The 24,689-nt window shown below is 66.4% G+C and carries 21 protein-coding genes; 12 read left to right on the forward strand and 9 right to left on the reverse strand.

The window, feature by feature from the left end:
- Nucleotides 1–24: 24 nt before the first annotated feature.
- Nucleotides 25–1,014 carry an aldo/keto reductase gene (locus FGS76_RS13255; protein ID WP_138773131.1) on the reverse strand — a complete coding sequence of 330 codons (990 nt, stop codon included), beginning with the start codon at nt 1,012–1,014 and terminating at the stop codon, nt 25–27.
- A 113-nt stretch (nt 1,015–1,127) separates the two neighbouring features.
- Here FGS76_RS13255 and FGS76_RS13260 point away from each other — a divergent pair, with 113 nt between their 5' ends.
- The 3 genes from FGS76_RS13260 (at nt 1,128) to FGS76_RS13270 (ending at nt 3,175) form a co-directional block, all read left to right on the forward strand.
- The gene (locus FGS76_RS13260; protein WP_138773132.1) at nt 1,128–2,036 is read left to right on the forward strand and encodes a LysR family transcriptional regulator; all 909 of its coding nucleotides are present in this window, start codon (nt 1,128–1,130) and stop codon (nt 2,034–2,036) included.
- A gap of 78 nt (nt 2,037–2,114) precedes the next feature.
- The gene (locus FGS76_RS13265) at nt 2,115–2,849 is read left to right on the forward strand and encodes a glutathione S-transferase (RefSeq protein WP_138773133.1); all 735 of its coding nucleotides are present in this window, start codon (nt 2,115–2,117) and stop codon (nt 2,847–2,849) included.
- A complete protein-coding gene (locus FGS76_RS13270) occupies nt 2,849–3,175 on the forward strand; it encodes a hypothetical protein (protein WP_338081333.1) in 327 nt (108 codons plus the stop codon). The genes FGS76_RS13265 and FGS76_RS13270 overlap by 1 nt, the downstream gene beginning before the upstream one ends.
- A 6-nt stretch (nt 3,176–3,181) precedes the next feature.
- Here the strand turns inward: FGS76_RS13270 and FGS76_RS13275 are convergent, their stop codons facing one another.
- Together FGS76_RS13275 and FGS76_RS13280 are read right to left on the reverse strand one after the other, a co-directional pair.
- Nucleotides 3,182–4,066: a CHAD domain-containing protein gene (locus tag FGS76_RS13275; RefSeq protein WP_138773135.1), complete on the reverse strand. Its 885-nt coding sequence runs from the start codon at nt 4,064–4,066 to the stop codon at nt 3,182–3,184.
- A 183-nt stretch (nt 4,067–4,249) separates the two neighbouring features.
- A complete protein-coding gene (locus FGS76_RS13280; RefSeq protein WP_138773136.1) occupies nt 4,250–5,746 on the reverse strand; it encodes a flavin-containing monooxygenase in 1,497 nt (498 codons plus the stop codon).
- A gap of 226 nt (nt 5,747–5,972) precedes the next feature.
- On the opposite strand from FGS76_RS13280, the gene FGS76_RS13285 reads away from it, so the two are divergent.
- On the forward strand, nt 5,973–7,217 hold the full coding sequence (locus tag FGS76_RS13285) for an acyl-CoA dehydrogenase family protein (protein ID WP_138773137.1): 1,245 nt from the start codon (nt 5,973–5,975) through the stop codon (nt 7,215–7,217).
- A 224-nt stretch (nt 7,218–7,441) separates the two neighbouring features.
- Here FGS76_RS13285 and FGS76_RS13290 read toward each other — a convergent pair whose 3' ends face one another.
- From FGS76_RS13290 to FGS76_RS13300, 3 genes are read right to left on the reverse strand one after another with little or no spacing between them, the layout of a single operon-like run.
- Nucleotides 7,442–9,085 carry a flavin-containing monooxygenase gene (locus FGS76_RS13290; RefSeq protein ID WP_240692538.1) on the reverse strand — a complete coding sequence of 548 codons (1,644 nt, stop codon included), beginning with the start codon at nt 9,083–9,085 and terminating at the stop codon, nt 7,442–7,444.
- A gap of 55 nt (nt 9,086–9,140) precedes the next feature.
- On the reverse strand, nt 9,141–10,070 hold the full coding sequence (locus FGS76_RS13295) for a ferritin family protein (RefSeq protein ID WP_138773138.1): 930 nt from the start codon (nt 10,068–10,070) through the stop codon (nt 9,141–9,143).
- Between the two features lie 23 nt (nt 10,071–10,093).
- The gene (locus FGS76_RS13300; RefSeq protein WP_138773139.1) at nt 10,094–10,915 is read right to left on the reverse strand and encodes an SDR family NAD(P)-dependent oxidoreductase; all 822 of its coding nucleotides are present in this window, start codon (nt 10,913–10,915) and stop codon (nt 10,094–10,096) included.
- 90 nt (nt 10,916–11,005) lie between these two features.
- Between FGS76_RS13300 and FGS76_RS13305 the strand changes: the two genes are divergently transcribed.
- Nucleotides 11,006–11,632: a TetR/AcrR family transcriptional regulator gene (locus FGS76_RS13305; RefSeq protein ID WP_138773140.1), complete on the forward strand. Its 627-nt coding sequence runs from the start codon at nt 11,006–11,008 to the stop codon at nt 11,630–11,632.
- 98 nt (nt 11,633–11,730) lie between these two features.
- Here the strand turns inward: FGS76_RS13305 and FGS76_RS13310 are convergent, their stop codons facing one another.
- Nucleotides 11,731–12,186 (reverse strand): DUF2147 domain-containing protein, encoded by a 456-nt coding sequence (locus tag FGS76_RS13310; protein WP_138773141.1) that lies wholly within the window; start codon nt 12,184–12,186, stop codon nt 11,731–11,733.
- 197 nt (nt 12,187–12,383) lie between these two features.
- Nucleotides 12,384–13,517, reverse strand: coding sequence for an aminotransferase class V-fold PLP-dependent enzyme (locus FGS76_RS13315; RefSeq protein ID WP_138773142.1), 1,134 nt, complete (start codon nt 13,515–13,517; stop codon nt 12,384–12,386).
- Between the two features lie 238 nt (nt 13,518–13,755).
- Between FGS76_RS13315 and FGS76_RS13320 the strand changes: the two genes are divergently transcribed.
- A complete protein-coding gene (locus tag FGS76_RS13320; RefSeq protein WP_138773143.1) occupies nt 13,756–14,703 on the forward strand; it encodes a 2-hydroxyacid dehydrogenase in 948 nt (315 codons plus the stop codon).
- Nucleotides 14,704–14,900: 197 nt separating this feature from the next.
- Here the strand turns inward: FGS76_RS13320 and FGS76_RS13325 are convergent, their stop codons facing one another.
- Nucleotides 14,901–18,194 (reverse strand): carboxyl transferase domain-containing protein, encoded by a 3,294-nt coding sequence (locus FGS76_RS13325; protein WP_138773144.1) that lies wholly within the window; start codon nt 18,192–18,194, stop codon nt 14,901–14,903.
- A 155-nt stretch (nt 18,195–18,349) separates the two neighbouring features.
- Here FGS76_RS13325 and FGS76_RS13330 point away from each other — a divergent pair, with 155 nt between their 5' ends.
- The 6 genes from FGS76_RS13330 to FGS76_RS13355 all read left to right on the forward strand — a co-directional run bounded on the left by FGS76_RS13330 (nt 18,350) and on the right by FGS76_RS13355 (nt 24,573).
- A complete protein-coding gene (locus tag FGS76_RS13330; RefSeq protein ID WP_138773145.1) occupies nt 18,350–18,985 on the forward strand; it encodes a TetR/AcrR family transcriptional regulator in 636 nt (211 codons plus the stop codon).
- A gap of 94 nt (nt 18,986–19,079) precedes the next feature.
- A complete protein-coding gene (locus FGS76_RS13335; RefSeq protein WP_138773146.1) occupies nt 19,080–20,090 on the forward strand; it encodes an ABC transporter ATP-binding protein in 1,011 nt (336 codons plus the stop codon).
- Entirely contained in the window at nt 20,087–21,079 is a 993-nt protein-coding gene (locus tag FGS76_RS13340) for an ABC transporter ATP-binding protein (protein ID WP_138773147.1), read from the forward strand. Before FGS76_RS13335 ends, FGS76_RS13340 begins: the two co-directional genes overlap by 4 nt.
- Before the next feature lie 45 nt (nt 21,080–21,124).
- Nucleotides 21,125–22,726, forward strand: a complete 1,602-nt coding sequence (locus FGS76_RS13345; protein WP_138773148.1) for an ABC transporter substrate-binding protein — start codon at nt 21,125–21,127, stop codon at nt 22,724–22,726.
- 3 nt (nt 22,727–22,729) lie between these two features.
- Entirely contained in the window at nt 22,730–23,686 is a 957-nt protein-coding gene (locus tag FGS76_RS13350; RefSeq protein WP_205717257.1) for an ABC transporter permease, read from the forward strand.
- Nucleotides 23,683–24,573, forward strand: coding sequence for an ABC transporter permease (locus FGS76_RS13355; protein WP_138773149.1), 891 nt, complete (start codon nt 23,683–23,685; stop codon nt 24,571–24,573). The genes FGS76_RS13350 and FGS76_RS13355 overlap by 4 nt, the downstream gene beginning before the upstream one ends.
- Nucleotides 24,574–24,689 lie beyond the last annotated feature (116 nt).

Consider the following 24,689-nt stretch of genomic DNA (forward strand, 5'->3'; position numbering starts at 1 on the left):
AACTCCGAGGCCGCCGGCCCGCGATCAATGGCCCACGGTGGCCATGCCCTCGGCGCCATAGCGTTCGCCGGCGGCGGCGTGGGCGGGGAAGATGGCATCCAACCGCGCCACTTCCTCGGCGCTCAGGGTCACGTCCAGCGCCCCCAGGTTATCGCTCAGATACTGGCGCCGCTTGGTGCCGAACAGGGGCACCACATCCTCGCCCCGGGCCAGCACCCAGGCCAGCGCCAGCTGCGATGCGGTGATCCCTTTTTCCTCCGCCAGGGCGTGCACCTGGTCCACCAGTTCCAGGTTGCGGCGGAAGTTATCGCCCTGGAAGCGCGGGTGGTGACGGCGGAAGTCATCGCTTTCGAAGTCCTCCGGCGAGCGGATCGCGCCGCTCAGAAAACCCCGGCCCAGGGGGCTGTAGGCCACGAAACCAATGCCCAGCTCCCGGCAGGTGTCCAGCAGCTCTTCCTCCGCGTCCCGGGTCCACAGGGAATACTCCATCTGCAGGGCGGCGATGGGATGCACCGCCTGGGCCCGGCGCAGGGTGTCCGGGGCCGCCTCGCTGAGCCCCAGGTAACGGACCTTGCCTTCGCGCACCAGCTCGGCCATGGCGCCCACGGTATCCTCGATCGGCACCGACGGGTCGATGCGGTGCTGGTAGTAGAGATCAATGTGGTCCACGCCCAGCCGGCGCAGGCTCCCTTCCACGGACTGGCGCACGTATTCCGGACGGCCATCCACACCCCGGGCATGAGGGTCCGATGAGTCCATCACGATGCCGAACTTGGTGGCCAGGAACACCTGATCACGGCGGCCGGCGATGGCCCGGCCCACCAGTTCCTCGTTGGTGTGGGGGCCGTACATGTCGGCGGTATCGATCAGGGTGACGCCGGCGTCCAGGGCGGCGTGCAGGGTGGCGATGGACTCCCGGTCGTCGCGGTGGCCGTAAAAAGCGCTCATGCCCATGCAGCCCAGGCCCAGGGCGGAGACCATCGGCCCGTTTGTTCCCAATTGACGTTGTTGCATCACGGTTCTCCATTGCCATTAGAAGCGGAGAACCAGTGTCCATGTTCGCATTCTCCGGATAAACCAGGGAAAATCGTTTACTCTATTCAGTAATCTGAACAATCGAGCTCACCATGGATCGCTTCAAAGCCATGCTGGTGTTCACCCGGGTGGTGGAAGCCGGCAGCTTCACCCGCGCCGCCGATACCCTGGAGATGCCCCGCGCCACGGTGACCACCGCCGTGCAGCAGTTGGAGGCACACCTGGGCTCCCGGCTGCTGCACCGTACCACCCGCCGGGTATCGCCAACCCTGGACGGCGGCGCCTATTACGAGCGCTGCCTGCATGTGCTGGACGCCCTGGCCGAGGCCGAGGCGCCGCTCACCGAGCAGCAGCGTCCGCGCGGCCGGGTGCGGGTGAACCTGCCCGGCCACCCGGCGCGGCGGCTGATTATTCCGGCGCTGCCGCTATTCCGGGAACGCTACCCGGATATCGAACTGGAAATCGGCATCAGTGACCGGCCGGTGGACCTGATCGAGGAGCGGGTGGACTGTGCCCTGCGGGTCGGCCCGCTACCCGACTCCGGGCTGGTGGCGCGGCGGGTCGGCGAGGTGGAGGAAATCAACTGCGCCGCGCCGGCCTACCTGGAACGCCACGGTGTACCAAAGCACCCGGAGGATCTCGCCCGGCATCAGGTGGTGCGCTACCACGCCGCCCGCACCGGCCGGCCCCTACGCTGGGAATACCTGGACGCCGACGGCGCCGCCCTATATCTGAACCCTCCCGCTTCGATCACCGTGGACAACACCGAGGCCTATGTGGCCGCTGCCCTGGCCGGTCTGGGGCTGGTGCAGGTTCCCCTGTACGGCTGCCACGGTTACCTGGCCAGCGGCGAACTGGTGGAAGTAATGCCCGAATACCGGCCACGGCCCTCACTCATGTCCGTGGTCTACCCGCACAACCGCCACCTGTCCGCCAAGGTGAAGGTGTTCGTGGAATGGCTGATCGAACGGCTGCGTGGCCAACCGGGGGTGCACCACTGATCGGCGATGCGGCTGGACGCGCCCCCGGACATTGGCATAGGGTTTTGAAGGTCAGCAGGATCGAACAGGGAGACCGTGATGCGCTACGAACTGTTCTATTGGCCGGGCATCCAGGGACGCGGTGAATACGTGCGCCTGGCCCTGGAAGACGCCGGCGCCGATTATCTGGACGTGGGCCGGGGTTCACCGGACCAGGACCTGGGGGTGCCGGCCCTGGAAATGTACCTGAGCGGCGACGCCACGCCGCGCCCGCCCTTCGCGCCGCCGTTTCTGAAAGCCGGCGACCTGGTGATCTCCCATGTCGCCAATATTCTGCAGTTTCTGGCGCCGCGCCTGGGCCTGATCGGCGAGCAGGAGGACCCGCGTATCTGGGCCCATGGTCTGCAGCTGACGCTGACCGATTTCATCGCCGAGATTCACGATGTCCATCACCCGCTGTCGTCCACGCTCTATTACGAGGAGCAGCGGGACGAGGCCCTGCGCCGGGCGGATCTGTTCCGCCGCCACCGCCTGCCCCGCTTTCTGGAGTATTTCGAGCAGGTGCTGGAGCAGAACCCCCGGGGCGCGGAGTATCTGGTCGGCGACGAGCACAGCTATGTGGACCTGTCCCTGTTCCAGACCGTGCTCGGGCTCCGTTATGCCTTTCCCCGCGCCATCGGCCAGCTCGACGACGACCTGCCCAAGATCAACGCCCTGGTGGCGCGGGTGGCGGAGCGCCCCCGAGTGCGGGCCTATCTGGATTCCGAACGGCGCCAGCCGTTCAATGAGGACGGCATCTTCCGTCATTACCCCGAGCTGGATGGAGAACATTGATGGCTCATATCGTCTGGGACGACCCCGGCGCGCAGAGCGTCGCCGACTATTACGCCAAGGACCCCAACATTGATGGCGAGCCCCACGCCGGCAGCATCCTGTCGGCGCGTCACCGGGGGCAGGTGATCCGGGTGAAAGTGGAAGCCTACGACCGGGAAGCCGGCCTCAGCCACGGCCAGGTGGCGGCGATCATCGATCCGGAAACCGGCAAGCGCGCCGACCGCCACGGCGATCTGGCGGTGGGCGACCGGGTATCGCTGCCGGACGACAAAAGGGCCTTCGAGCCCTCCACGCCGGACCCGGAGGACGAAGACCAGCCGTCCTGACCCGGCTCAGTCGCCTTTCTTGAAGCCCAGGGCCCGGCGCAGGTCCTGGCGGAACGCCTTGGGCTTGGGCCCGAAGAAACGGCGGGTGCGTTTCTCGCAGTCCGCCACCACGTCCGCCTCCCGGCGGCCGATCATCTGCCGCACGTTGGCGAACGGCTCCTTGTTGTCGGCTTTCTTGCCCGCCTGGCGCAGGAAATCATCCAGCACCTGCAGGTCGTGCAGTTCCCCCAGCCGGCGCCCCAGCTTCTTGAGATCCTTGATGGCGATATCGCTGTCCTCCAGGCGATCCGCCACCGGGTCCAGCAGGTAGAGTTGCGCCTTGGCGCTTTTACGGAAGTCGTGCCATTGGGCGGCCCGGCCGTCGGCGATGGCCTGGAAGCCGCGCTGGCGGGCATCGGCGTACAGGCGCCCGAACCCTTTGCGGATCAGCTCGGTGCCCGGCTCCACCGGGAGTGCGTCCCAGGCGGCCTGGTCCTCGCTGAACACCGCCGGCAAGCCATCCGGCGCCGGCGGCGTCACCGCCTCCGGGTCCTCCGGCAGGGCCACCCGCAGCACCTCGTCCACCGCCTCCTGTTCGTACTCCCGGCGGCTGGCCGCGCGCAGGGCGGCCAGGGTTTCGCCCATGACCTGGCGATCACGGGCGGAGGACAGCTGGCGGGCGGCGTCGCGCAGAGCCTTGTCGCGCTTGTCCGCGATTTTGCGGTGGCCCTGGGTGGCCATCAGTCGCCACAGGGCGCGCAGCCGTTTGACCGTTACCCGCAGGTCGTGCACGCGGTCCGGGTCAAGGGTGGTCTGGTCCTTCAGCAGGGTCAGTGCGGTCTCGTCCTGAGCCCGCGCGGCCTCGATAAGGCGCGTCATCAGCACCGTTTCGTCGGCGGTTTTTTGGCCCATGAAGGTTCCCCCGGGGCAGCCAGATTGGGAGCCCGATTATGGGACCTTCACGGGAAAATTACCGTGACAACTAAATGACAGCCCTGAGCGCGGTAATGACAGCCCTGAGCGCGGTAACAACAGCCCGCGAACCAAAACGCCCGCCATCAAGGCGGGCGTCCGTGGCGGAGCCGAAAGAGCCACTCAACCGCGCAGCAAGGCCCCGATGCCGCGACGCTTGCGGTTCTCGTCCTTGACGAACTCCAGGGTGTCGTCGTCGATGCGCCCGTACCGCAGGCGCGGCAGGTCGTACAGATAGTTGCTCAGCACCTTCCAGGGCGCCTTGCTGCCCTGGCGGGGCAGTTTGTGGGCGGCGCGCTGCACATAGCCGGACTGCAGGTCCAGAAAGGAGGTGTCGGTGTCGCAGCCTTCCGCGTCACGGGGGGTGACCTGACGCAGGCCCTTGCGCGACATGTAGTTGAGCAGGCGGCACACGTATTCGGCCACCAGGTCCGCCTTCAGGGTCCAGGAGGAGTTGGTGTAGCCGAACACCATGGCCATGTTGGGAACATCGCGCAGCATCACGCCCTTGTAGACCAGCACGTCGTTGGGTTCCCGGGTTTCACCGTCCACCGACAGTTCGGCGCCGCCCAGCAACTGCACGTTCAGGCCGGTGGCGGACACCACGATATCGGCCTCCAGTTCCTCGCCGGATTTCAGGCGCAGGCCGTTCTCCGTGAAGGTGTCGATGTGGTCGGTGACGATGGAGGCCTGGCCTTTTCTCAGCACCTTGAACAGGTCGCCGTTGGGCACCGCGCACAGGCGCTCGTCCCAGGGGTTATAGCTGGGCCGGAAGTGCTTCATGTCGATGTCGTCACCGAGCTGGCGCCGGGCGGCGGACAGCAGCGCGCGGCGCACCAGCCCCGGGCGTTTCTTGGACAGTTTGAAGACCAGACGCTGCAGGCCGATGTTGCGCGCCCGCGCCATCCGGTAGACCGCCATTTCCGGCAGGAAGCGGCGCAGCCGCACGGAGAATTCGTCGCGCTCCGGCACCGTGGCGATGTAGGTGGGCGAGCGCTGCAGCATGGTCACATGGCCGGCCTCCCCGGCCATGGCCGGCACCAGGGTGACGGCGGTGGCGCCGCTGCCGATCACCACCACCTTCTTGCCGGCGTAGTCCAGATTCTCCGGCCAGTGCTGGGGGTGGATCACCTGGCCTTTGAAAGCATCCTCGCCGGGGAAGGTGGGCTTATAGCCTTCGTCGTAGTTGTAATAGCCGGTGCAGCAGAGCAGAAACTGGCAGCTGTAGGTTTCGCGCTCGCCGCTTTCCTCGTGTTCCACCTGCACGGTCCACAGGCTGGTCTCGGTGGAAAAATCCGCCCCCAGCATGCGCAGGCCGTAATGGATTTTGTCCTCGACCCCGTACTCCCGGGCGGTGTCCACGATGTACTCGCGGATCGACGTGCCATCGGCCAGCACCTTGGGATCGGTCCAGGGCCGGAAGTTGTAGCCCAGGGTGTACATGTCGGAATCCGAGCGGATGCCCGGGTAGCGGAACAGGTCCCAGGTGCCGCCCATGCGCGGGCGCCGTTCGATCAGCGCGAAACTGCGATCCGGGCAATCGCGGCTCAGATGGCAGGCCGCGCCCACGCCGGACAGACCAGCGCCAATAATCAGTACATCAAAGTGATTCCGGGACATTCCCACCTCCAGCCCGGGCGCCGGCGGCGCTCAGGATTACATTACTCAATGGCAATTTCATTGCAGCGCATGATGCCCCCGCCCCGCCGGCGGGAAAAGGGCAAAGCGGGCCGTTCCACCGTCGCTATGGCCAATCCGGTGGCCCATTTCGCCCCCTTTGACCTGGGTCAAACCGGCGCCGGCGGCGCTGCTCTACGCTGGAAAATCCCACCGGGCCGGAGCCACCATGGATTTCAGCTTTTCCGAGTACGCCGTGCAGGTCCAGGACCTGCTGCGCCGCTTCATGGCCTGCGAGGTGCTGCCGCGCAATAACGACTGGCACCGGGCCGCCCAGGCCGGCGAGTACCCGCTGGCGGTGATCGAACCGCTCAAGGCCCGGGCCCGGGAGCTGGGCCTGTGGAACCTGTTTTTGCCGGAGCTGCGCGAGGACGAACCGGGCACCGCCATGAGCAACCTGGACTATGCGCCGCTGGCGGAAATCATGGGCCGGCTGCCCTGGGCCGCCGAGGTGTTCAACTGCAGCGCCCCGGACACCGGCAACATGGAACTGCTGCACCGCTTCGCCGACCCGGACCAATACCGGCACTGGCTGCGCCCGCAGCTGGACGGCGAGATCCGCTCCTGCTTCGCCATGAGCGAACCGGACGTGGCCTCCTCCGACGCCACCAACATCGGCACCACCTTCCGCCGCGACGGCGACCACTACGTGATCGACGGCCGCAAATGGTTCATCACCGGCGCCGCCCACCCGCGCTGCGCCTTCGTGATCGTGCTGGGCCGCTGCGACGACGGCCCCGGCGACGACCCGCACCGCCGCCATTCCATGCTGATCGTGCCCATGGACACCCCCGGCCTCACCGTGGAACGCAACATCCCGATCTTCCAGCACCACTCGCCGGAGGGGCACTGCGAGCTGGTGTTCCGGGGCGTGCGGGTGCCGGTGAGCCAGCCCCTGGGCGCCCCCGGCGACGGCTTCGCCATGGCCCAGGCGCGGCTTGGCCCGGGCCGGGTGCACCACTGTATGCGCACCATCGGCCAGTGCGAACTGGCCCTGGAGATGATGTGCGAACGGGCCCTGGAACGGCGCGTGTTCGGCAAGCTGCTCAGCGAGCACGAGAACGTGAAGGACTGGATCGCGGAATCGCGCCTGGAGATCGACCAGGCCCGCCTGCTGGTACTGCACGCTGCCTGGCTGATGGACCAGCAGGGCAACGCCGCCGCCCGCACCCAGGTGTCGGCGATCAAGCTGGTGGCGGCGCGCCTGCAGACCCGGGTGGTGGACCGGGCCATCCAGATCTTCGGCGCCATGGGCCTGTCCCCGGACACCCCCCTGGCCTACCTCTATACCTGGGGCCGCGCCCTGCGCTTCATGGACGGCCCGGACGAGGTGCACCTGCGCACCGTGGCCCGCGCCGAGCTCAAGAAGGCCCGCGAGCATCGTGGCGACACGGCGGCCTATTTCACCCTTTAGAAACGCCGCCGAGATACGGAGCCTCCGTAGGAGCGACTTCAGCCGCGATCATGGGCGGTGCCGTCGGCATCGCGACTGAAGTCGCTCCTACAGCGTCTCCGTAAGCGCCGCCCTACCACGCCGCTGTAGGAGCGGCTTCAGCCGCGATTCCAACCACCAATTCCCCCCACCAAGGCCGAAGCCTACCTCGAAGCGCCCCCGCTGGAGGGTCCAAAGATCGATCGCTAAACCTTGAGCTCCACCCGCTCATAATCCCGATCGTCAAAGATAGCCATCTGCCGCCGGTACTGGGTGGCGAAGCCGGGGAACATGGTGGCGTTGAAGCCGTCCTCGGTGAGGTACCAGCTCTTGCAGCCGGAGTTCCAGTTGGTTTTGGCCAGGCGCTTTTGCAGCCGCTGGTTGTGCCGCTCCTGCACCGCCGGCTTCACGTCGAGCAGCTTGAGGTTGTCGTCCAGCAGCCGCAGCACGCCACGCACCGCGTAATCCAGCTGCGCTTCCATATAGACCAGCGCGGAGTTGTGCCCCGGCCCGCTGTTCGGCCCGAACAGGAAAAACAGATTCGGGTAGCCGGCCACATTGATGCTCTTGTAGGCCTGGGCACCGCGCGCCCACTCCTGGCCCAGCTCGCGGCCATCGCGGCCACGCACCGGGAAAGGCGCGCCGCTCTTCGGCACATCGAAACCGGTGGCGAACACCACGCAATCCAGTTCGTGCTCCACGCCATCGGCGGTGCGGATACCGTTCTCCGACAATTTGGCGATGGGCCAGGTAATCAGCTGCGCATTGTCCTTCTGCAGCGCCGGATAATAGTCGTTGGACACCAGCACCCGCTTGCAGCCAATGCGGAAATCCGGGGTCAGTTGCCGGCGCATCCAGTCGTCTTCCACCTGCCGGTGCAAATGACGCCGGGCCAGCCGCTCCGCCAGCCGGGTCAGCGGCGAATTCCAGATCACCGCCATGGCCATGGTTTCATGGGTCCAGAACAGCGCCTCGCGCAGGGCCTTCTGGCTGGCCGGCACGGTGCGGAACAGCGCCTTGTTCCAGTTCGGAGTGTGGAAGTCCGGGCGCGGAATCACCCAGGCCGGGGTGCGCTGGAACACTTTCAATGTATCCACCCGCTCCACAAGTTCCGGAACGATCTGAATACCGCTGGCGCCGGTGCCGATCACCCCCACCCGCTTGCCGCTGAAGTCGTAGTCGTGGTCCCAGCGGGCGCTGTGGATTTTCTTGCCCCGGAAGTCCGCGACGCCTTCAATGTCCGGAAAGCTGGCGTTGGAAAGCGGCCCCTGGGCCATCACCGCCGAGCGGGCCCGCACCGAACCGCCGTCCTCCAGTTGCGCGGTCCACAGCCCCCGCCCTTCATCGAAGTCCAGGCCGGTGACGTTGTGATTGAAGCGGATATGCTTCTTGAGCCCGAAGGCGGCCACCAGGTACTCGATGTAATCCAGAATCTCCGCGCTTTCCGAATAGCTGCGCGACCAGTTCGGATTCGGCGCGAAGGAAAACGAATAGAGATTGGAAGGGATATCGCAGGCGGCGCCGGGATAGGTGTTGTCCCGCCAGGTGCCGCCCACCCGGTCGCCGCGCTCGAGAATCACAAAGTCCTCGATGCCTGCTTTCTTCAGCCGGATCGCCATGCCCAACCCGGCAAAGCCGGCGCCCACGATCAGCACCGACACCGGCTTGGGCGCGCGCTTGCGAGCGGCGCCCTTGCGCGGTGTCTTTTTCGCCGCGGCCTTTTTTGTGCTGGCCTTTTTGGCAGCCGCCTTTTTTGCCACGGTTGTTTGCCGCGGGGCCGCCTTCACCGCCGTTTTCTTTTCCGGCGCCGGATGCTGCCGCCCACCCATGTCTTCCTCACGATCGCTCATCACTGACCCGTCCGCTTGTCCTTTCAACTTTTAACTTTCAACTTTCAACCCGCCCCTACACCACCGGCCGGTAAGTGATCCCCTTAACCCACGTCGGCACCCGGGACGGCATTACCCGGTCCGGAATCAGATCGGTGAGGCGCACCATGGCGTCCACCGGGGTGTGGTACAGCCGGTGTTGGCGGTTGATGACGATGCGGCCGTGGCGGCTGATGATCTGATACCAGGGGTTACGACGGCCGTCGGCGGTGCGCCCGCCGATGCGTTCGAATTTTTTCATGGCGGCGTACAGGCGCTCCTCGCCCAAGCCCATATCGATAATGTTGTCGCGCATGCGGTTGAGCAGCGGCACATAGGAGGCGATGCCGAGAATCAGGCGCGGGTCCATCAAGGTGCCGATGGCTTTGAGTACCTTGATATAGGTGTCGCCGTGGCCCTGCATTTCCAGCACGTGGAAGCCCACGCCCAAGTGGCGGGATTCATCATCGTTGATACGCGCGAACGCCTGGTGGCACATCGGGTCGTCCACGGTATCCAGCAGGAAGGTGCAGAGCGCGCCGTCCAGGGCGATCTCCAGCATCGGAATCACCGAGCCCAGCACTTCCAGCGGCATGTCGTCGCTGTAGCGGTCCAGCCACTGGATCACCAGCCGCAGGTTCTTGTTGGGCTCCGGCACCTGGTCGCCGTCGAGCATGCCCCAGCGCTTCATCAGCGCCATCTCGGCGTTGGCGTGGCGCTGCTCCTCGGCGTGGAAGTAGGTGTAGATTTCCTTGAGCGTGTCATTGGGCGCCTTGCGGGCCATGGCCGCGAAGCCACGGGCGCCGACGTGCTCGATCCACATCAGGTCGGCCATGAACGCTTTCAGCTTGGGGCGCTGTTCATCGGTGATCAACTCGGCGCCGGGGGCGTCCCAGTCGATGTCCGCCAGGGCCCACTGGCTGGCCTTGACCTTGGCCAGCATTTTTTCCAGATCGATGGAAGCCATGTTGTTCTCCCCTTTTGCAGGATTCAGGAAGCCAGGGTGAAACGGCTGAGCAGACCGGCGCCGCGCGCATACAGCGCCGGCACATAACGCTTGGCGCGCCAGATCAGGCGCGCGTCGATCTGCGGCAGGACATAGAGACGGCCCTTGTCCAGGGCCTTGAGCGTGGTGCGGGCCACGCCCTCGGCGGAAACGCCGGTGAGCGAGACCCAGCGGTTCATCAGCGGCGTCACCGAATCGTCGATGCGGCCACTGGCGAAGATGTTGGTCTTCACCACCGTGGGGCACAGGGCGGTGACCTTGAGGCCGCTGCCGGTGCTTTCCGCCGCCAGCGTCTCGGACACCGCCAGCACCGCCGCCTTGCTGGCGTTGTAGGGGCCCATGCTGGGCGCCGCCGCGAAGCTGGCGGTGGAGCAGACATTGATGATTCCCGCTTGGGGCAACCGGCGCAGGCGCGGCGCGAACACATGGCAGCCGTGGATCACGCCCCACATGTTCACGCCCATGACCCAGTGCCAGTCGTCCATGGAGATCTCACCAATGCGCTTGCCACCGGCGCCCACCCCGGCGTTGTTGATCACCAGGTCCGGCTCCTCGCCGAACCATTCGGCGGCCTGCTCCGCCAGCGCTTCCACCTGCTCCAGCCGGGACACGTCGCAGGCCACCGCCAGGGCCAGGCCGCCTTTTGCGGTGATCCGTTCGGCGGTGGCGGCGGCACCGGCTTCATCGATATCGGCGCACACCACGCGCCCGCCCCGGGCCGCCAGCTCCAGGGCGAAAGCGCGGCCGATGCCGCTGCCGGCGCCGGTGACCACGGCGCGGGCGTTACGGGAAAGGTGTTCTGTCATGTTCGGAGTCCTCGCCAAACAGTGCCAAATTGACCGTGACATTCATCAATGGCAAAGTAGTCCGATCATTTGTTCGGATTCAATTCGGATATGGCCCCTCCCACTCGCCAGCGACGCCCCTCCCAGCCCCGCGCCAAGGCCACCGTGCGCGCCATCGTGGAAGCGGGCTTTATTTCCCTGAGCCGCAACGGGGTGGAGGGCACCACCACCCGGCACATCGCCGAGATCGCCGGGGTCAGCGTGGGGTCGCTGTACGAGTACTTCGCCAACAAGGAAGAGATCTTCGACGCCATGCACCAGCACGTGGTCGCCGAGGTGGTGGACATGGTGCAACCGCGCATTCCGGAACTGGTGCGCATGGAAATCCGGCCGCTGGTGGCGGAACTGCTGTACCGCTTCCGCGACCTGCTGGAACGGGACGACGGCCGCTATCTGCGCTACATGAGCTACGCCGCCTACTTCGCCCCGCGCAATCAGCTGGAGCCAATCAACCGGATGCTGATGAACCTGCTGGTGCAGTACGTCATGCACCACCCGGACCTGACCCGCCTGGGCAACCTGCCGGCCATGGGTTTCATCATGATCAACGGCGGCATCTTCACCGTGATCCGTCACCTCACCGACCCCCACCCGACGGTGGCGTTCGATGATTTGGTGCGCGGATTGGGGGATATGGTGGGGTATTTTGTGGAGGGGGAATTAGCCCGCGGCCCTTAGGGCCGGGGCTAGCTACAAGCTACAAGCTGCAGGCTACAAGCACACCTCTCCATAGAGGGTTTAGCCTGTAGCCTGCAGCTTGAAGCTTGAAGCTCTTCTTATTCAAGCAGGTCCTTATGCAGATGCGGGGCGTCTTCGCCGACCCGGTGCCAGGTCTGGGTGCGGCCGAGCAGGCTGACGCCGATGTAGCCTCGGGCATCCAGGGTGTCCGGGTCGGTGAGGGTGGCCTTGGCGCTGTAGGTTTTGCCGTTGTCCGGGGAGTAGATGCTTCCGTCTTCCCAGGTTTCACCGCCGGCGTATTTCAGGTTCTGGAGCACGGTGACGCCGAGCAGGCGGCGGCCCCGTTTGCTTTCGTCCGGGTTGTTCTCGTCGAAGCGGGCTTCGCCGTCGCTGGAGCCGACCACGCGGCCGTTCCAGGTGTCACCGTCCTGATAAATCTGCACGTAGCCACCGGTCTTGGTTTCCCAGACCCCTTCAATGGCATGGGAATCGTCGGCGGCCCAGCCCACGGCGCACACGCCGAGCAGGGCGGCGGAAATCAGCGGTTTGATCATGACAGGGTCCTCCAGGGGAGCGTGGAGAGGAATCCACGGGATAAGCGGGACCGAGAGAGTAAACAAAATAGAAGAAGATGTCCCTCAAACGGTATTCGCTCTGAGGAATCCATTAAAAAATAACCGGGACGCGGGGTGTTTAAAAGACCGTCAAATGATGCCGGGCCAGAGCGGACAAGGGCTCCAGCCCGGCGTCTTCAACCGGTGATATGCGAAAGGGCGGTTTCCAGCTGTTCCACGGTACGATCCAGGTGGTTGAGCTTGTCCAGGCCGAACAGGCCCACCCGGAAGGTTTTGAAATCCGCCGGTTCATCACACATCAGCGGCACGCCGGCGGCGGTTTGCAGCCCCTCGGCGATGAACTTGCTGGCGTTGTGCAGGCCGTCGTCGTCGGTGTAGCAGACCACCACGCCCGGCGCCTCGAAGCCCGGCGCCGCCACGCTGCGGATGCCGTGGCGGGTGAACAGGGCGCGCACCCGGCCACCCAGTTCCTGCTGGGCGGCACGCACCACGGAGAAGCCCTCGGCACGGGTTTCCTCCATGAAGTCACGGAACCGGGTCAGGCTGTCGGTGGGCAGGGTGGCGTGGTAGGCATGGCCACCGTTTTCGTAGGCGCGCATGATGTCCAGCCAGCGCTTCAGGTCGGCGGCGAAGCTGGTGCTGCGGGTGTTTTCCAGCACCGCCAGGGCGTTGTCGTTCATCATCACCAAGCCGGCGCAGGGGGACGAACTCCAGCCCTTCTGCGGCGCGCTGATCAGCACGTCCACGCCGGTGTCCTTCATGTCCACCCAGATCGCCCCGGAGGCGATGCAGTCGAGCACGAACAGGCCACCCACTTCGTGCACCGCCTCGGCCACCGCCTTGAGATAGTCATCCGGCAGAATCATGCCGGCGGCGGTTTCCACATGGGGCGCGAACACCATCTCCGGTTTTTCCCGGCGGATGGTTTCCACCACCTCGTCGATGGGCGCCGGCGCGAACGGCGCCGGCTCACCTTCGCCGCTCACCGGCCGCGCCTTGAGCACGGTCTCGGCGGCGGGAATGCCGCCCATCTCGAAGATCTGGCTCCAGCGGTAGCTGAACCAGCCATTGCGGATCACCAGACAGCGCTTGCCGGTGGCGAACTGGCGCGCCACCGCTTCCATGGCGAAGGTCCCGCCACCGGGCACCACCGCCACGGCATCCGCGTGGTAGGCCTGCTTCAGGGTGGTGGAAATGTCCCGCATCACCTGCTGGAAGGCCTGGGACATATGATTCAGGGAACGGTCCGTGAACACCACGGAATATTCCAGCAGACCATCCGGGTCCACCTCGGGCACCAGTCGAGACACAAGCATTCTCCCGCTTCAAAAGCCGTAAACATTTAACAGGTCATCCGTTATAGAGACGTGGGCGGCGGGCTGCAAGGCATGACAGGGTTAAAAGTTACAAGTTAAAAGTTGAAAGCGCGGGGCCCGCCCGGCAAAACGGAACCGCCGTGCCCGCGCGGCAACGCACCATGCGGTACACTGACCGCCCTGCTTTCCTTTCAACTTTCAACTTTCAACTTCTTCATCCCGGAGCTTCCCCGTGACCACCCTGAACATCCGCACCCTTACCCTGCCCACCCAATGGCACCTGGAGACCGTCAAGGATCAGGCCGGCGATCTGAAACTCGGCGTGTGGGACCTGAAAGGCGACCCGGAGGGATTGAGCGAGGAGGAAGTGGAGGCGGTGGTGTTCCATCACCCGGCCGGGGCGGCGGGCAAGCAACGGCTTTCCACCCTGCCCAACCTGAAGCTGATCCAGACCCAGTCCACCGGCTATGACGGCTTTATCGAAGCCGGACGCGGCGCCGCCGTGGCCAGCGCCTATGGCCTGCACGCCGGCCCCACCGCCGAGCTGACCCTGGGCCTGATTCTTACCGCCCAGCGCGGCCTGGATCACTTCGCCCGGGACCAGGCGGAACACCTCTGGCGGCCGTTCACCACGCCGGGGCTGCTGGACCGCAAGGTGCTGATGATCGGCACCGGCGGCGTGGGCATCGCCATCGCCGAGCGGCTGGCGCCGTTCGGCGTCGAACTGACCCGGGTGGGTACCCGTGCCCGGGACGACGAACACGGCCACGTGCACGGCGTGGACGAACTGCCGGCGCTGCTGCCGGCGGCGGAAATCGTGATTCTGATTACCCCGCTCAACGATGCGACTCAAGGAATGGTGGACGCGGACTTCCTGGCCCGTCTGCCGGACGGCGCCCTGGTGGTGAACGTGGCACGGGGCCCGGTGGTGGACACCGACGCCCTGCTGGCCGAACTGCAAAGCGGCCGCCTGCGCGCCGCCCTGGACGTGGTGGAACCGGAACCCCTGCCCGCCGACCACCCGCTGTGGGACGCGCCGGGCCTGTATCTGGCCCCCCATGTGGGCGGCCGCTCGGAAGCGCTGCAGCCTCGTTTGGCCGCTTACCTGCGGGAGCAGGTGCGGCGCATTGCCAGCGGGGAGGCGCTTCAGAATTTGGTTTATGTTGGGGATCGCGGCTGAAGCCGCTCCTACGAAGCGGGCGGGCTGCAAGCCGCAAGCTACAAGCTACAAGCTAAAACAAGCCGCGCCGACCGAAGGTTGCGGTACGGCCCCGCCGCCGCGACCTTTCAACTTTCAACTTGTAACTTTCAACCGCTCTCCCTGGCACCCAACCCAAAGCCTGCAGCTTGTAGCTTGAAGCTTGAAGCTCTCCTTTCTCACCAAGTATCAATCATCGGCCGTCGTTTGCCGGCGATGGGTTCGAGGCCGCCGGGGGGTGTGGCGCGGAGGCCGGCGAGGATCCAGTCGCGGGAGTTGGCCGGGTCGATGACGGCGTCGATTTCCAGGGCGGCGGCCATGCTCAGGGCTTCACCTCGTTCGTAGAGTTTGTCCACCAGTTGCCGGAACAAGGCTTCCCGTTTTTCCGGGGTTTCCTGGGCCGCCAGTTCTTTTTTGTAGGCCAGGTTCACCGCCCCTTCCAGGCCCATGCCGCCGAATTCGCCGCTGGGCCAGGAGGCGCAGAACATGGGGGCGTGGAAGGAGCCGCCGGCCATGCCCTGGGCGCCCAGGCCGTAGCCTTTGCGGGTCACCAGGGTGAACAGCGGCACGGTGAGGCTGGCGGCGGTGACGAACATGCGGCAGGTGCGGCGCACCATGGCGGTTTCTTCCTCGGAGGGGCCGACCATGAAGCCCGGGGTGTCGCACAGGCTGACCATGGGGATGCCGAAGGCATCGCACAGCTGCATGAAGCGGGACGCCTTGTCGGCGCCGGCGGCGTCGATGGCACCGCCCAGCACCTGCGGGTCGTTGGCGATCAAGCCCAGGGGGCGGCCTTCGATGCGCACGAAGGCGGTGATCATGCCCGGGGCGAAGTCCCGGCGCAGTTCCACGGTGGAGTCGCGGTCCACCAGGATGCGGATCAGGTCGCGCATGTTGTAGGCGTGCAGCCGGTTTTCCGGCACCGCCCGGCGCAGCCAGCGCTGGTCTTCACAGGACCAGTCGGTGACGGTGCCCTGGAAGTAACTCATCAGTTTTTTCGCCAGGGCGGCGCCTTCCTGCTCGTCTTTCACCACGCAATCGATAACGCCGTTGGCGCGTTGCACCGACACCGGGCCCACTTCCTCCGGTTTGAACACGCCCAGGCCACCGCCTTCGATCATGGCCGGGCCGGCCATGCCGATGCAGGCGTTCTCGGTGGCGATGATCAGGTCGCTGGTGCCGGCGAACACGGCGTTGCCGGCGAAGCAGCGGCCGGAGACCACGGCGATGCGCGGCACCAGGCCGCTAAGGCGGGCGTACTGCAGGAAGCTGGGGCCGTCCAGGCCGGCCACCTTGGTGGCGTTGTCGGTGTCGCCGGGGCGGCCGCCGCCGCCTTCGGCGAAGAAGATCACCGGCAGTTTCTGGTGCTCCGCCACTTCCAGAATGCGGTCGGTTTTCTTGTGGTTCATGGTGCCCTGGGTGCCGGCCAGCACGGTGTAGTCGTAGGCCAGTACCGCGCAGCGGCTTTTGCTCTCGTCGAACAGGTCGCCGTTGACCGCGCCCAGGCCGGTGACCATGCCATCCGCCGGGGTGTTGTGAATCAGGTCGTCCAGGTCCCGGCGGGCGCGCTGGGCGGCGAAGGTGAAGGCGCCGTACTCGATAAAGCTGCCGTCATCGACGATGGCCGCCACGTTTTCCCGGGCGGTGCGCTGGCCGGTCTTGCGCCGTTTCGCCACCGCGTCCGGGCGGTTCTCGTCGCGCAGCAGCGCCTCCCGGGCCTGCAGCTTGGCCAGGTCCGGGCGGATGTGGTCCAGGTCGATCTCTTCTTCTTCCGCGTCCGCGTCCGCGGCCACCTCGCCGGGAACCATGAACAACAGCGGGTCGCCGGCGGACACCGCGTCACCCACGGCGAAGTTCAGCTGGCCCACGGTGCCGCTGGTGGCGGCCACCACCCGGTGCTGCATCTTCATGGCTTCCACGAACGCCACCGGCTGGCCTTCGCGGACGCTGTCCCCTTCCGCCACCAGCAGCTCCGCCACCACCCCCTGCATGGGCGTGGCCACGCCTTCGGTGCCCGGCGGCGCCTGGATCGAGGCTTCCCGGGTCTGGCCGGCGTCGCCGTCGTCGCCGAAATGCAGGGACGGGTGGGCGGCACCGCCATTAACCAGCTCGGCCATATGGTCGTCCACGAAGCGGGTGTAGACCGCGTTGTCCACCACCTCGTCCCGTTGCAGCAGGTTCTGCAGGAAACCGATATTGGTGTCCACGCCCTCGATGCGGAACTGACACAGCGCCCGGTAGGCGCGGCGGATGGCGGTGGCGAAGTCACCGCGCCCGTGCACGATCAGCTTGGCCAGCAGGGAATCGTAGTGGGGGCTGGTGCGGTAACCGCGATAGCCGAAGGTGTCCACCCGCAGGCCCGGGCCGGAGGGCGGTTCGAAGGTGGCCAGGGTGCCGCCGGCGGGGCGCGCCTCGCCGCTGGCGTCCATGGTTTCCATATTGATGCGCAGTTGCACGGCGAAGCCGGAGGGCGCCGGCACCGTGTCCCGGCTCAGGCCCAGGTCCGCCAGGGAAGCGCCGCCGGCGATTTTCAGCTGGGTCTGCACCAGATCCACGCCGGTGACTTCCTCGGTGACGGTGTGCTCCACCTGCAGGCGCGGGTTGGCTTCGATAAAGGCGAACCGGCTTTCGTCCGCGTCGACCAGAAATTCAAAGGTGCCCAGGCTGCGGTAGCCGACCCGGGCCGCCAGCCGCAGGGCCGCTTCCAGCAGCTTTTCCCGGGTGGCGTCGGAGAGCGTCGGCGCCGGCGCGATTTCCACCAGCTTCTGGTTACGCCGCTGCAGGCTGCACTCCCGCTCCCACAGGTGCACCGGGCTGTCACCGCCGTCGCCCACCACCTGCACTTCGATGTGCCGGGCGCGCTCGATAAAGCGTTCCACGTACAGGGCGCCGTTGCCGAACGCGGCCTGGGCCTCCGCCTGGCAGCGCTTGAACGCCTCCGCCAGGTCGTCGCCGGGGCCGACGATGCGCATGCCCCGGCCACCGCCGCCGGCGATGGCCTTGACGATCACCGTGGCGTCATCGCCCAGGCCGTCGCGGAACGCCTGCGCCTGCTCCAGGGTGGTGTCGGCGCCGGTGCCGGGCACCACCGGTACCTGGCATTCCTCCGCCAGCACCCGGGCGCGGGCCTTGTCACCAAGCAGCGCCAGCACCTCCGGGGTGGGGCCCACGAAGGTGAGCCCGGCCTGCTGGCAGCGCTCGGCGAAATCCCGGCTTTCGCTGAGGAAGCCGTAGCCCGGGTGCACCGCGTCACAGCCGGTCTCCAGGGCCACCTTCACCAGTTGCTCGCCGTCCAGGTAGGCGGCGGCGCCCCGGCCTTCCAGGGCCACCGCCTGATCGGCCACCCGGGTGTGCAGGGCGCGTTCATCGTCGGCGGGGTAAACCGCCACGGTGGCGATGTCCAGGTCGGCGGCGGCGCGGGCGATGCGCACCGCGATCTCGCCTCGGTTGGCGATCAGAAGCTTACGGGTCATGGCGGCTATCCGGTTTTTTGTCGGTCGATTCGTGAATCGTTTGGCGGCAAGATAGCGAGATACTGACTTGCACGTCAATTAGTATTGACTCGGGTTTTATTTACTTGCAGATTAGTCAGCACTTGCAATGCCCACCCAACGATCAGGAGAACGGCGTGGCCCGTCCGGAAAAGAAATCGCAGCTCGGTCAGCCGCCCATGAAGGCGCAGATCAAGGCCGCCGCCCGGGCCCTGTTCATTCAGCGGGGCATCAGTGATGTGAGCTATGGCGACATCGCCGAGATGGTGAACACCACCCGGGCCAACCTGCACTACCACTTCGGCAACAAGTCGGCGCTGATCGAGGAAGTGTTCCAGGAAACCTTCGACGACCTGGAGGCCCAGTTCCAGGACGTGTGGGCGCGGCCGGGGCTGACCCTGGCGGATCGTATCTCGCTGGTGGCCCGGGATTGCGAGCGGCGTTTCTACGAGTTCAACGACACCCCAAAAGGGCGCAACCCCTGGAGCCTGTCGGCGCGGGTGCGGTTCGAGCGGCACCTGATCTCCGAGGGCACCCAGAAAGGCATTTCCGAGATGTCGCGGCATTTCGAGGACTACGTGTCCCATGCCGTGAAGCTGGCCATTGGCAGCGGTGAATTACGCCCGGATACGCCGGTGCGTCAGGTGGTGATGCTGATCACCCCGCTCTGGTATTTCGGTTCGCTGGTCACCCAGCACAGCGGCCTGAACAAACTGCTGGAGCATTACCAGGCGGTGATCGATACCGTCACCGCCGCCTATGGTTCGCGATAAGCACGGTTCCCGGTAAAAACCGGCACCCGATAACAACAATCCCCTTCGGCCCGTCCGGCGGCCGACCGTGGATGTGCCGGCACGGAGAGAAAGCATGGCGCACGATGAACAAAGCCCCCAGCCGCTGCTGGCGGTGAGGGATCTGAACATCGCCTTCGTCCATCCCGGCGGCGAAACCGCCATTACCCGGGACGTGTCCTTTACCGTGGGCGCCGGCGAACGGGTCGGCGTGGTGGGCGAAAGCGGCTGCGGCAAAACCGTCACCGGGCTGTCGCTGCTCGGCCTGCTGCCAAAGCGCACCGCCCGGGTGCGTGGCGAGATTCTGTTCCAGGGCCGCGATTTGCTGAAGATGCCCGCCCGGGAATTACGGCGCCTGCGCGGCCGCGAAATCAGCATGATTTTCCAGGAGCCGATGAGCGCCCTGGACCCGGTGTTCACCATCGGCGAGCAGCTTTGCGAAACCCTGCGCGCCCACTATCCGGTGAGCCGCAAGGAAGCCCGCGAGCGCGCCATCGCCGCCCTGGAGGAAGTGGGCATTCCTTCGCCGCACCTGCGCCTGGACGATTACCCCTATCAGTTCTCCGGCGGCATGCGCCAGCGGGTGATGATCGCCATGGCGCTGATCTGCCGCCCCAAGCTGGTGATCGCCGACGAACCCACCACCGCCCTGGACGTGACCGTGCAGGCGCAGATCATCGACCTGCTGCGCGAGCTCAGCGACACCACCGGCACCGCCCTGCTGTTCATCACCCATGACCTGGGCGTGGTGGCGGAAACCTGCTCGCGGCTGCTCACCATGTACGCCGGCGAAGTAGTGGAAAGCGCGCCGGTGGACACCGTGCTGCGGCGCCCGGCGCACCCCTATTCCTCCGGCCTGCTGCGCTCCCTGCCCGGGCTCAGCGAACGGGGCGGCCGGCTGCCGTCGATTCCCGGGCGCGTGCCGGCGCCGGACAACATGCCCGCCGGCTGCCGGTTCCAGGCGCGCTGCCCCCACGCCGCCGACGGCTGCGAACAGGGCCAGAGCCTGCGCACGCTGGAGGCGGACCGTCTGGCGCGCTGCTGGCGCAGCGCCGAACTCACCCTGCCGGGAGCGGTGACCCCATGAACGCTCGTCTGACACCTCGCCCCGATACCCGCGCCGCCGGCGTTCGCGCCGACCGGGTGCGAGTGCATTTCCGTACCCGCGCCGGCACCGTCAAGGCGGTGGACGATGTGAGCTTCGACATCCGCGCCGGCGAGACCTTCGGCCTGATCGGCGAATCCGGCTCCGGCAAGACCACCCTGGGCCGGGCCCTGGCCGGCCTGCAGCCGCTCAGCGGCGGCCGCCTGTTCTACGACGACCGGGAACCGGCGGCGCTGAACCGCGCCCAGCGCCGCCAGCAGCGGCGCGATCATCAGATTATTTTCCAGGACCCCCACGCCGCCCTGAACCCGCGCATGACCATTGCCCAGTCGGTGATGGAGCCGCTGGATATTCTCCGCGATGGCGACCGCGCCCAGCGCCGCCGGGTGGCGGACGAGGCCCTGGAGCGGGTCGGCCTGGCCCCGGAGATCGGCCGCCGCTATCCCCATGAGCTGTCCGGCGGCCAGAAGCAGCGGGTCAATATTGCCCGCACCCTGACCCTGCGGCCGCGCTTTATCGTCTGCGACGAGGTGGTGGCGGCCCTGGACGTGTCGATCCGTGGCGCCATTCTCAATCTGTTCGCCGACCTGCAGGACGAATTCGGCATCACCTATGCCTTTATCACCCACGACATCTCGGTGGTGTCCCATGTCAGCGACCGGGTGGGCGTGCTCTACCTGGGCCGGATGATGGAGCAGGGGCCCACGGCGGCGGTCTGCGAACAGCCACTGCACCCCTACACCCAGGCGCTGCTGTCGGCGGAGCCGCTACCGCTGCCCGCCGATCAGCGCGATGACCGGCGCCGCATTCGCCTGCAGGGCGAGATCCCCAGCCCGCTGAATCCGCCCTCCGGCTGCCCGTTCCGCACCCGCTGCCCGCGCGCCGAGCAACGCTGCGCCGAGCAGGTGCCGGAATGGCGGGAAGTGGCGCCGGACCATCGCGTGGCCTGCCATTTCGCCGGCCCCGTTTGAGCGACCCTTTTTAAGAACAAAACAACAAAATTCGAGGAGAGCCCCATGAACGTGAAAGAGCCCAAGCAACCCCAGCACCCGGACCACGACACCCTTGATGTGGGCGGCCACGCCGTCTCCCGGCGCACCTTCCTCGGCGTGCTGTCCGGCGCCCTGGCCGCCGGCACCCTGATGACCCCGGGCGCCCTCTGGGCCCGGGGCGCCGGCACCGGAGTGCTGCGCGTGGGCGCCAACGCCAACCCCTCCAGCCTGGACCCGGCCACCGGCGGCTCCGGCTCGGACCACGTTTTCCTGTTCCCGATCTACGACACCCTGGTGACCTGGGACTTCGCCAGCCTGAAGGCGGAGCCCGGCCTGGCGGAAAGCTGGGAGTTCAGCGACCCGAAAACCCTGGTGCTGCATCTGCGTAAGGGGGTCACCTTCCACGACGGCGCACCGTTCAACGCCGAGGCGGTGAAAACCAACCTGGACCGCAGCCGCGGCGCCGAGTTTTCCAATATCCGCTCCGACCTGGGCTCGGTGGATCAGGTCACCGTCAACGGCGAGCACACCGTCACCCTACATCTGAAAAACCCGGACACCGCCCTGCCCCTGATCCTCTCCGACCGGGCCGGCATGATGGTGTCGCCCAAGGCCCTGCAGGCCAACGGCAACCGGGTGGACCGCAACCCGGTGGGCACCGGCTTCATGAAATTCGGCAAGTGGAACGACGGCAGCGAAATCAGCGTGACCGCGTTCGACGGCTACCACGGCGGCGACAAACCGACCCTGGCCGGCATCACCTTCTCGATCATCACCGACAGCGCCACCCGCCTGCGGGCGGTGATGTCCGGCCAGGCGGATCTGGCCTACCACCTGGATGGCCGGCAGAAACCGCTGGTGGAAAAAATGCCCACCCTGCACGGCGTGGTCGGCTCCACGGTGTACTGCTATCAGCTGTATCTGAACATGTCCCGGGACACCCTGGCGGACCGCCGCGTGCGCCAGGCGCTCAACTACGCCGTGGACCGGGATGCCTTTATTCGCGGCGCCATGGCCGGCTCCGGCGAAGCCGCCTATATGAATCTGCCCAAGTCCCACTGGGCCTATGACGCACAAACCGCCGAGCTTTACCCCCACGATCCGGACAAGGCCCGGGCGCTGCTCAAGGAAGCCGGTTACGCCGATGGCGTGACCCTGGACATGCGCGGCTACAACGACCAGTCCTCGGTGCAAATGCAGGAGCTGCTGCTGGCGCAATTCGGCCGCGCCAACATCAAGGGCCGCTTCCGCACCGGCACCATCGCCGACATGTCGGCGGAGTACTTCGCCAAGAAACAGGGCGATCTGCTGCTGTCCGCCTGGACCGGCCGGCCCGACCCGAGCCTTAGCTATTCACTGATGTACAACCAGGAGTCCTACTTCAACGCCGGCGACAAAGCGCCGCCGGAGGGCTTCGCCGAGGCGCTGCTGGCATCGCGCAGCAGCGACGACCTGGCCACCCGCAAGGAGGCCCTGGCCAAGGTGCAGCGGCTGGTGATGGGCGACGCCCTGGTGGTGCCGCTGGCATTCCGGGAGAGCATCGTCGCCACCAACGACAAGGTGGAGAACCTGCACAATAACCTGCTGGGCAAACCCAAGTTCAACAACGTTTCCCTCAAGGGCTGAGCCGTGAGCAACCGCGTCAAACAGCGAATGGTGGCCGCGCGCCTGTTACAGGCGCTGCCGATTCTGGTGCTGGCCACCTTTATCGTGTTCTGCCTGATGCAGCTGATTCCCGGCGACGTGGCCGTGACCCTGGCCGGCGAAAACGCCTCCATGGAGCGCATCGAGCAGATCCGTGAAGCCTACGGTCTGAACCAGCCGTTCCTGGTGCAGTACGGCCAGTGGCTGGGCCATGCGGTGCGCGGCGAGCTGGGCGCCTCGCTGCTGTCCGGTGAACCGGTGGCGCAGACCATCGCGCGTACCTTCCCCAACACCCTGCTGATCGCGGTGTACGCGGTACTGTTGTCGGTGCTGGTGGGGGTGCCGCTGGGCATTCTCGCCGCCACCCGCTCCGGCTCCCCCCTGGACAGCACCATCATGGGCGCCGCCTCCCTGGGCGTGGCGGTGCCGAATTTCTGGTTCGGCATGATCCTGGTGCTGTTTCTGGCCCTGGGGCTGCAGTGGTTTCCCGCCACCGGTTTCGTGTCGCCCACCGAGGATTTCAGCGGCGCGCTCTGGTACGCCACCCTGCCGGCGCTGGCGCTGTGCACCAACGGCATCGCCGAGGTGGCCCGGCAGCTGCGTGGTTCGCTGGTGGAGATTCAGTCCTCCCAGCATGTGCGCACGCTGCACGCCAAGGGCCTGAGCCCGGCGCGCATTCTGTGGAAGCACGGCCTCAAGAACGTGAGCGTCAATCTGCTCACCGTGATCGGCCTGCTGTTCAACAAGATTCTCGCCGCCACCGTGGTGGTGGAGGCGGTGTTCGCCATTCCCGGCATCGGCAGCTCCATCGTTAACGCGGTACTGCAGGGGGACTTCCCGGTGGTGCAGGGCGCCGTGCTCGCCATGGTGGTGACGGTGATTCTGGTGAACCTGTGCACCGACCTGGCCTGCACCGTGCTCGACCCGAGGATTCACGCATGAACGCCACCGTTTCTTCCGCCGTCGCCGATCACCACCATGAGCCGGGCCTGGCCCGGCGGGTGCTCGGCTGGCTGCGCGGCGACCCCCGCGCCGCTTTGAGTTTGCTGGTGCTGGTGCTGATTCTCGGCACCGCCCTGCTGGCCCCCTGGGTGGCGCCCTACGACCCGGCCCACCAGGATCTGGAGCACATGCTGGAAGGGCCTTCGGCGGCCCACTGGCTGGGCACCGATGACCTGGGCCGGGATGTGCTCAGCCGCTTGATCCACGGCGGCGCCAATTCCCTGTACGCGGCCCTGCTGGCGGTGTCGGTGGCGTTGCTGATCGGTATTCCCATGGGCCTGATCGCCGGCTTCGTGGGTGGCTGGACCGATGTGGCCATCAGCCGCCTGATCGATACCTTCCTGTCGTTCCCGGCGATCATTCTGGCGGTGGCGGTGACCGGCGCCATGGGCATCGGTCTGACCAACGCCATGTTTTCCGTGGGGCTGGTGTTCGCGCCGCAGATCGCGCGCTTGATCCGTGCCCGTACCCTGGTGGTGCGCCAGGAACTGTATGTGGATGCGGCGCGCTGCTTCGGCGCCTCACCGCTGCGTTTGCTCGGCCGCCATGTGCTGCCCAACGCGATCCAGCCGGTGATCGTGCAGAGCACCTTGCTGCTGGCGGTGGCGTTGCTGGCCGAGGCCAGCCTCAGTTTTCTGGGTCTGGGGGTGCAGCCGCCGGACGTGAGCTGGGGCGCGATGATCGCGCGGGGCTATCTGTATATGTCGTTGGTGCCGGAGCAGATGTATGCGCCGGGGCTGATCATCATGATCACGGCGGTGGCGTTCAATGCGCTCGGGGAATCCTTGCGGACGGCTTTGGATCCTACGGCGCGGGGGCATGGGTGATTTTGGGCCAGGTTTAAAGACCAGCCGAACCCTCCAGCAGGGACGCGTCTCGGCGAGGGCCCCCTTCCTGTCCCTTTTACACAATTCCGAGCCCCCGGGACCGGCTCCTTCCTCGT

Source organism: Alloalcanivorax gelatiniphagus (assembly GCF_005938655.1).
GTDB classification, from domain to species: domain Bacteria; phylum Pseudomonadota; class Gammaproteobacteria; order Pseudomonadales; family Alcanivoracaceae; genus Alloalcanivorax; species Alloalcanivorax gelatiniphagus.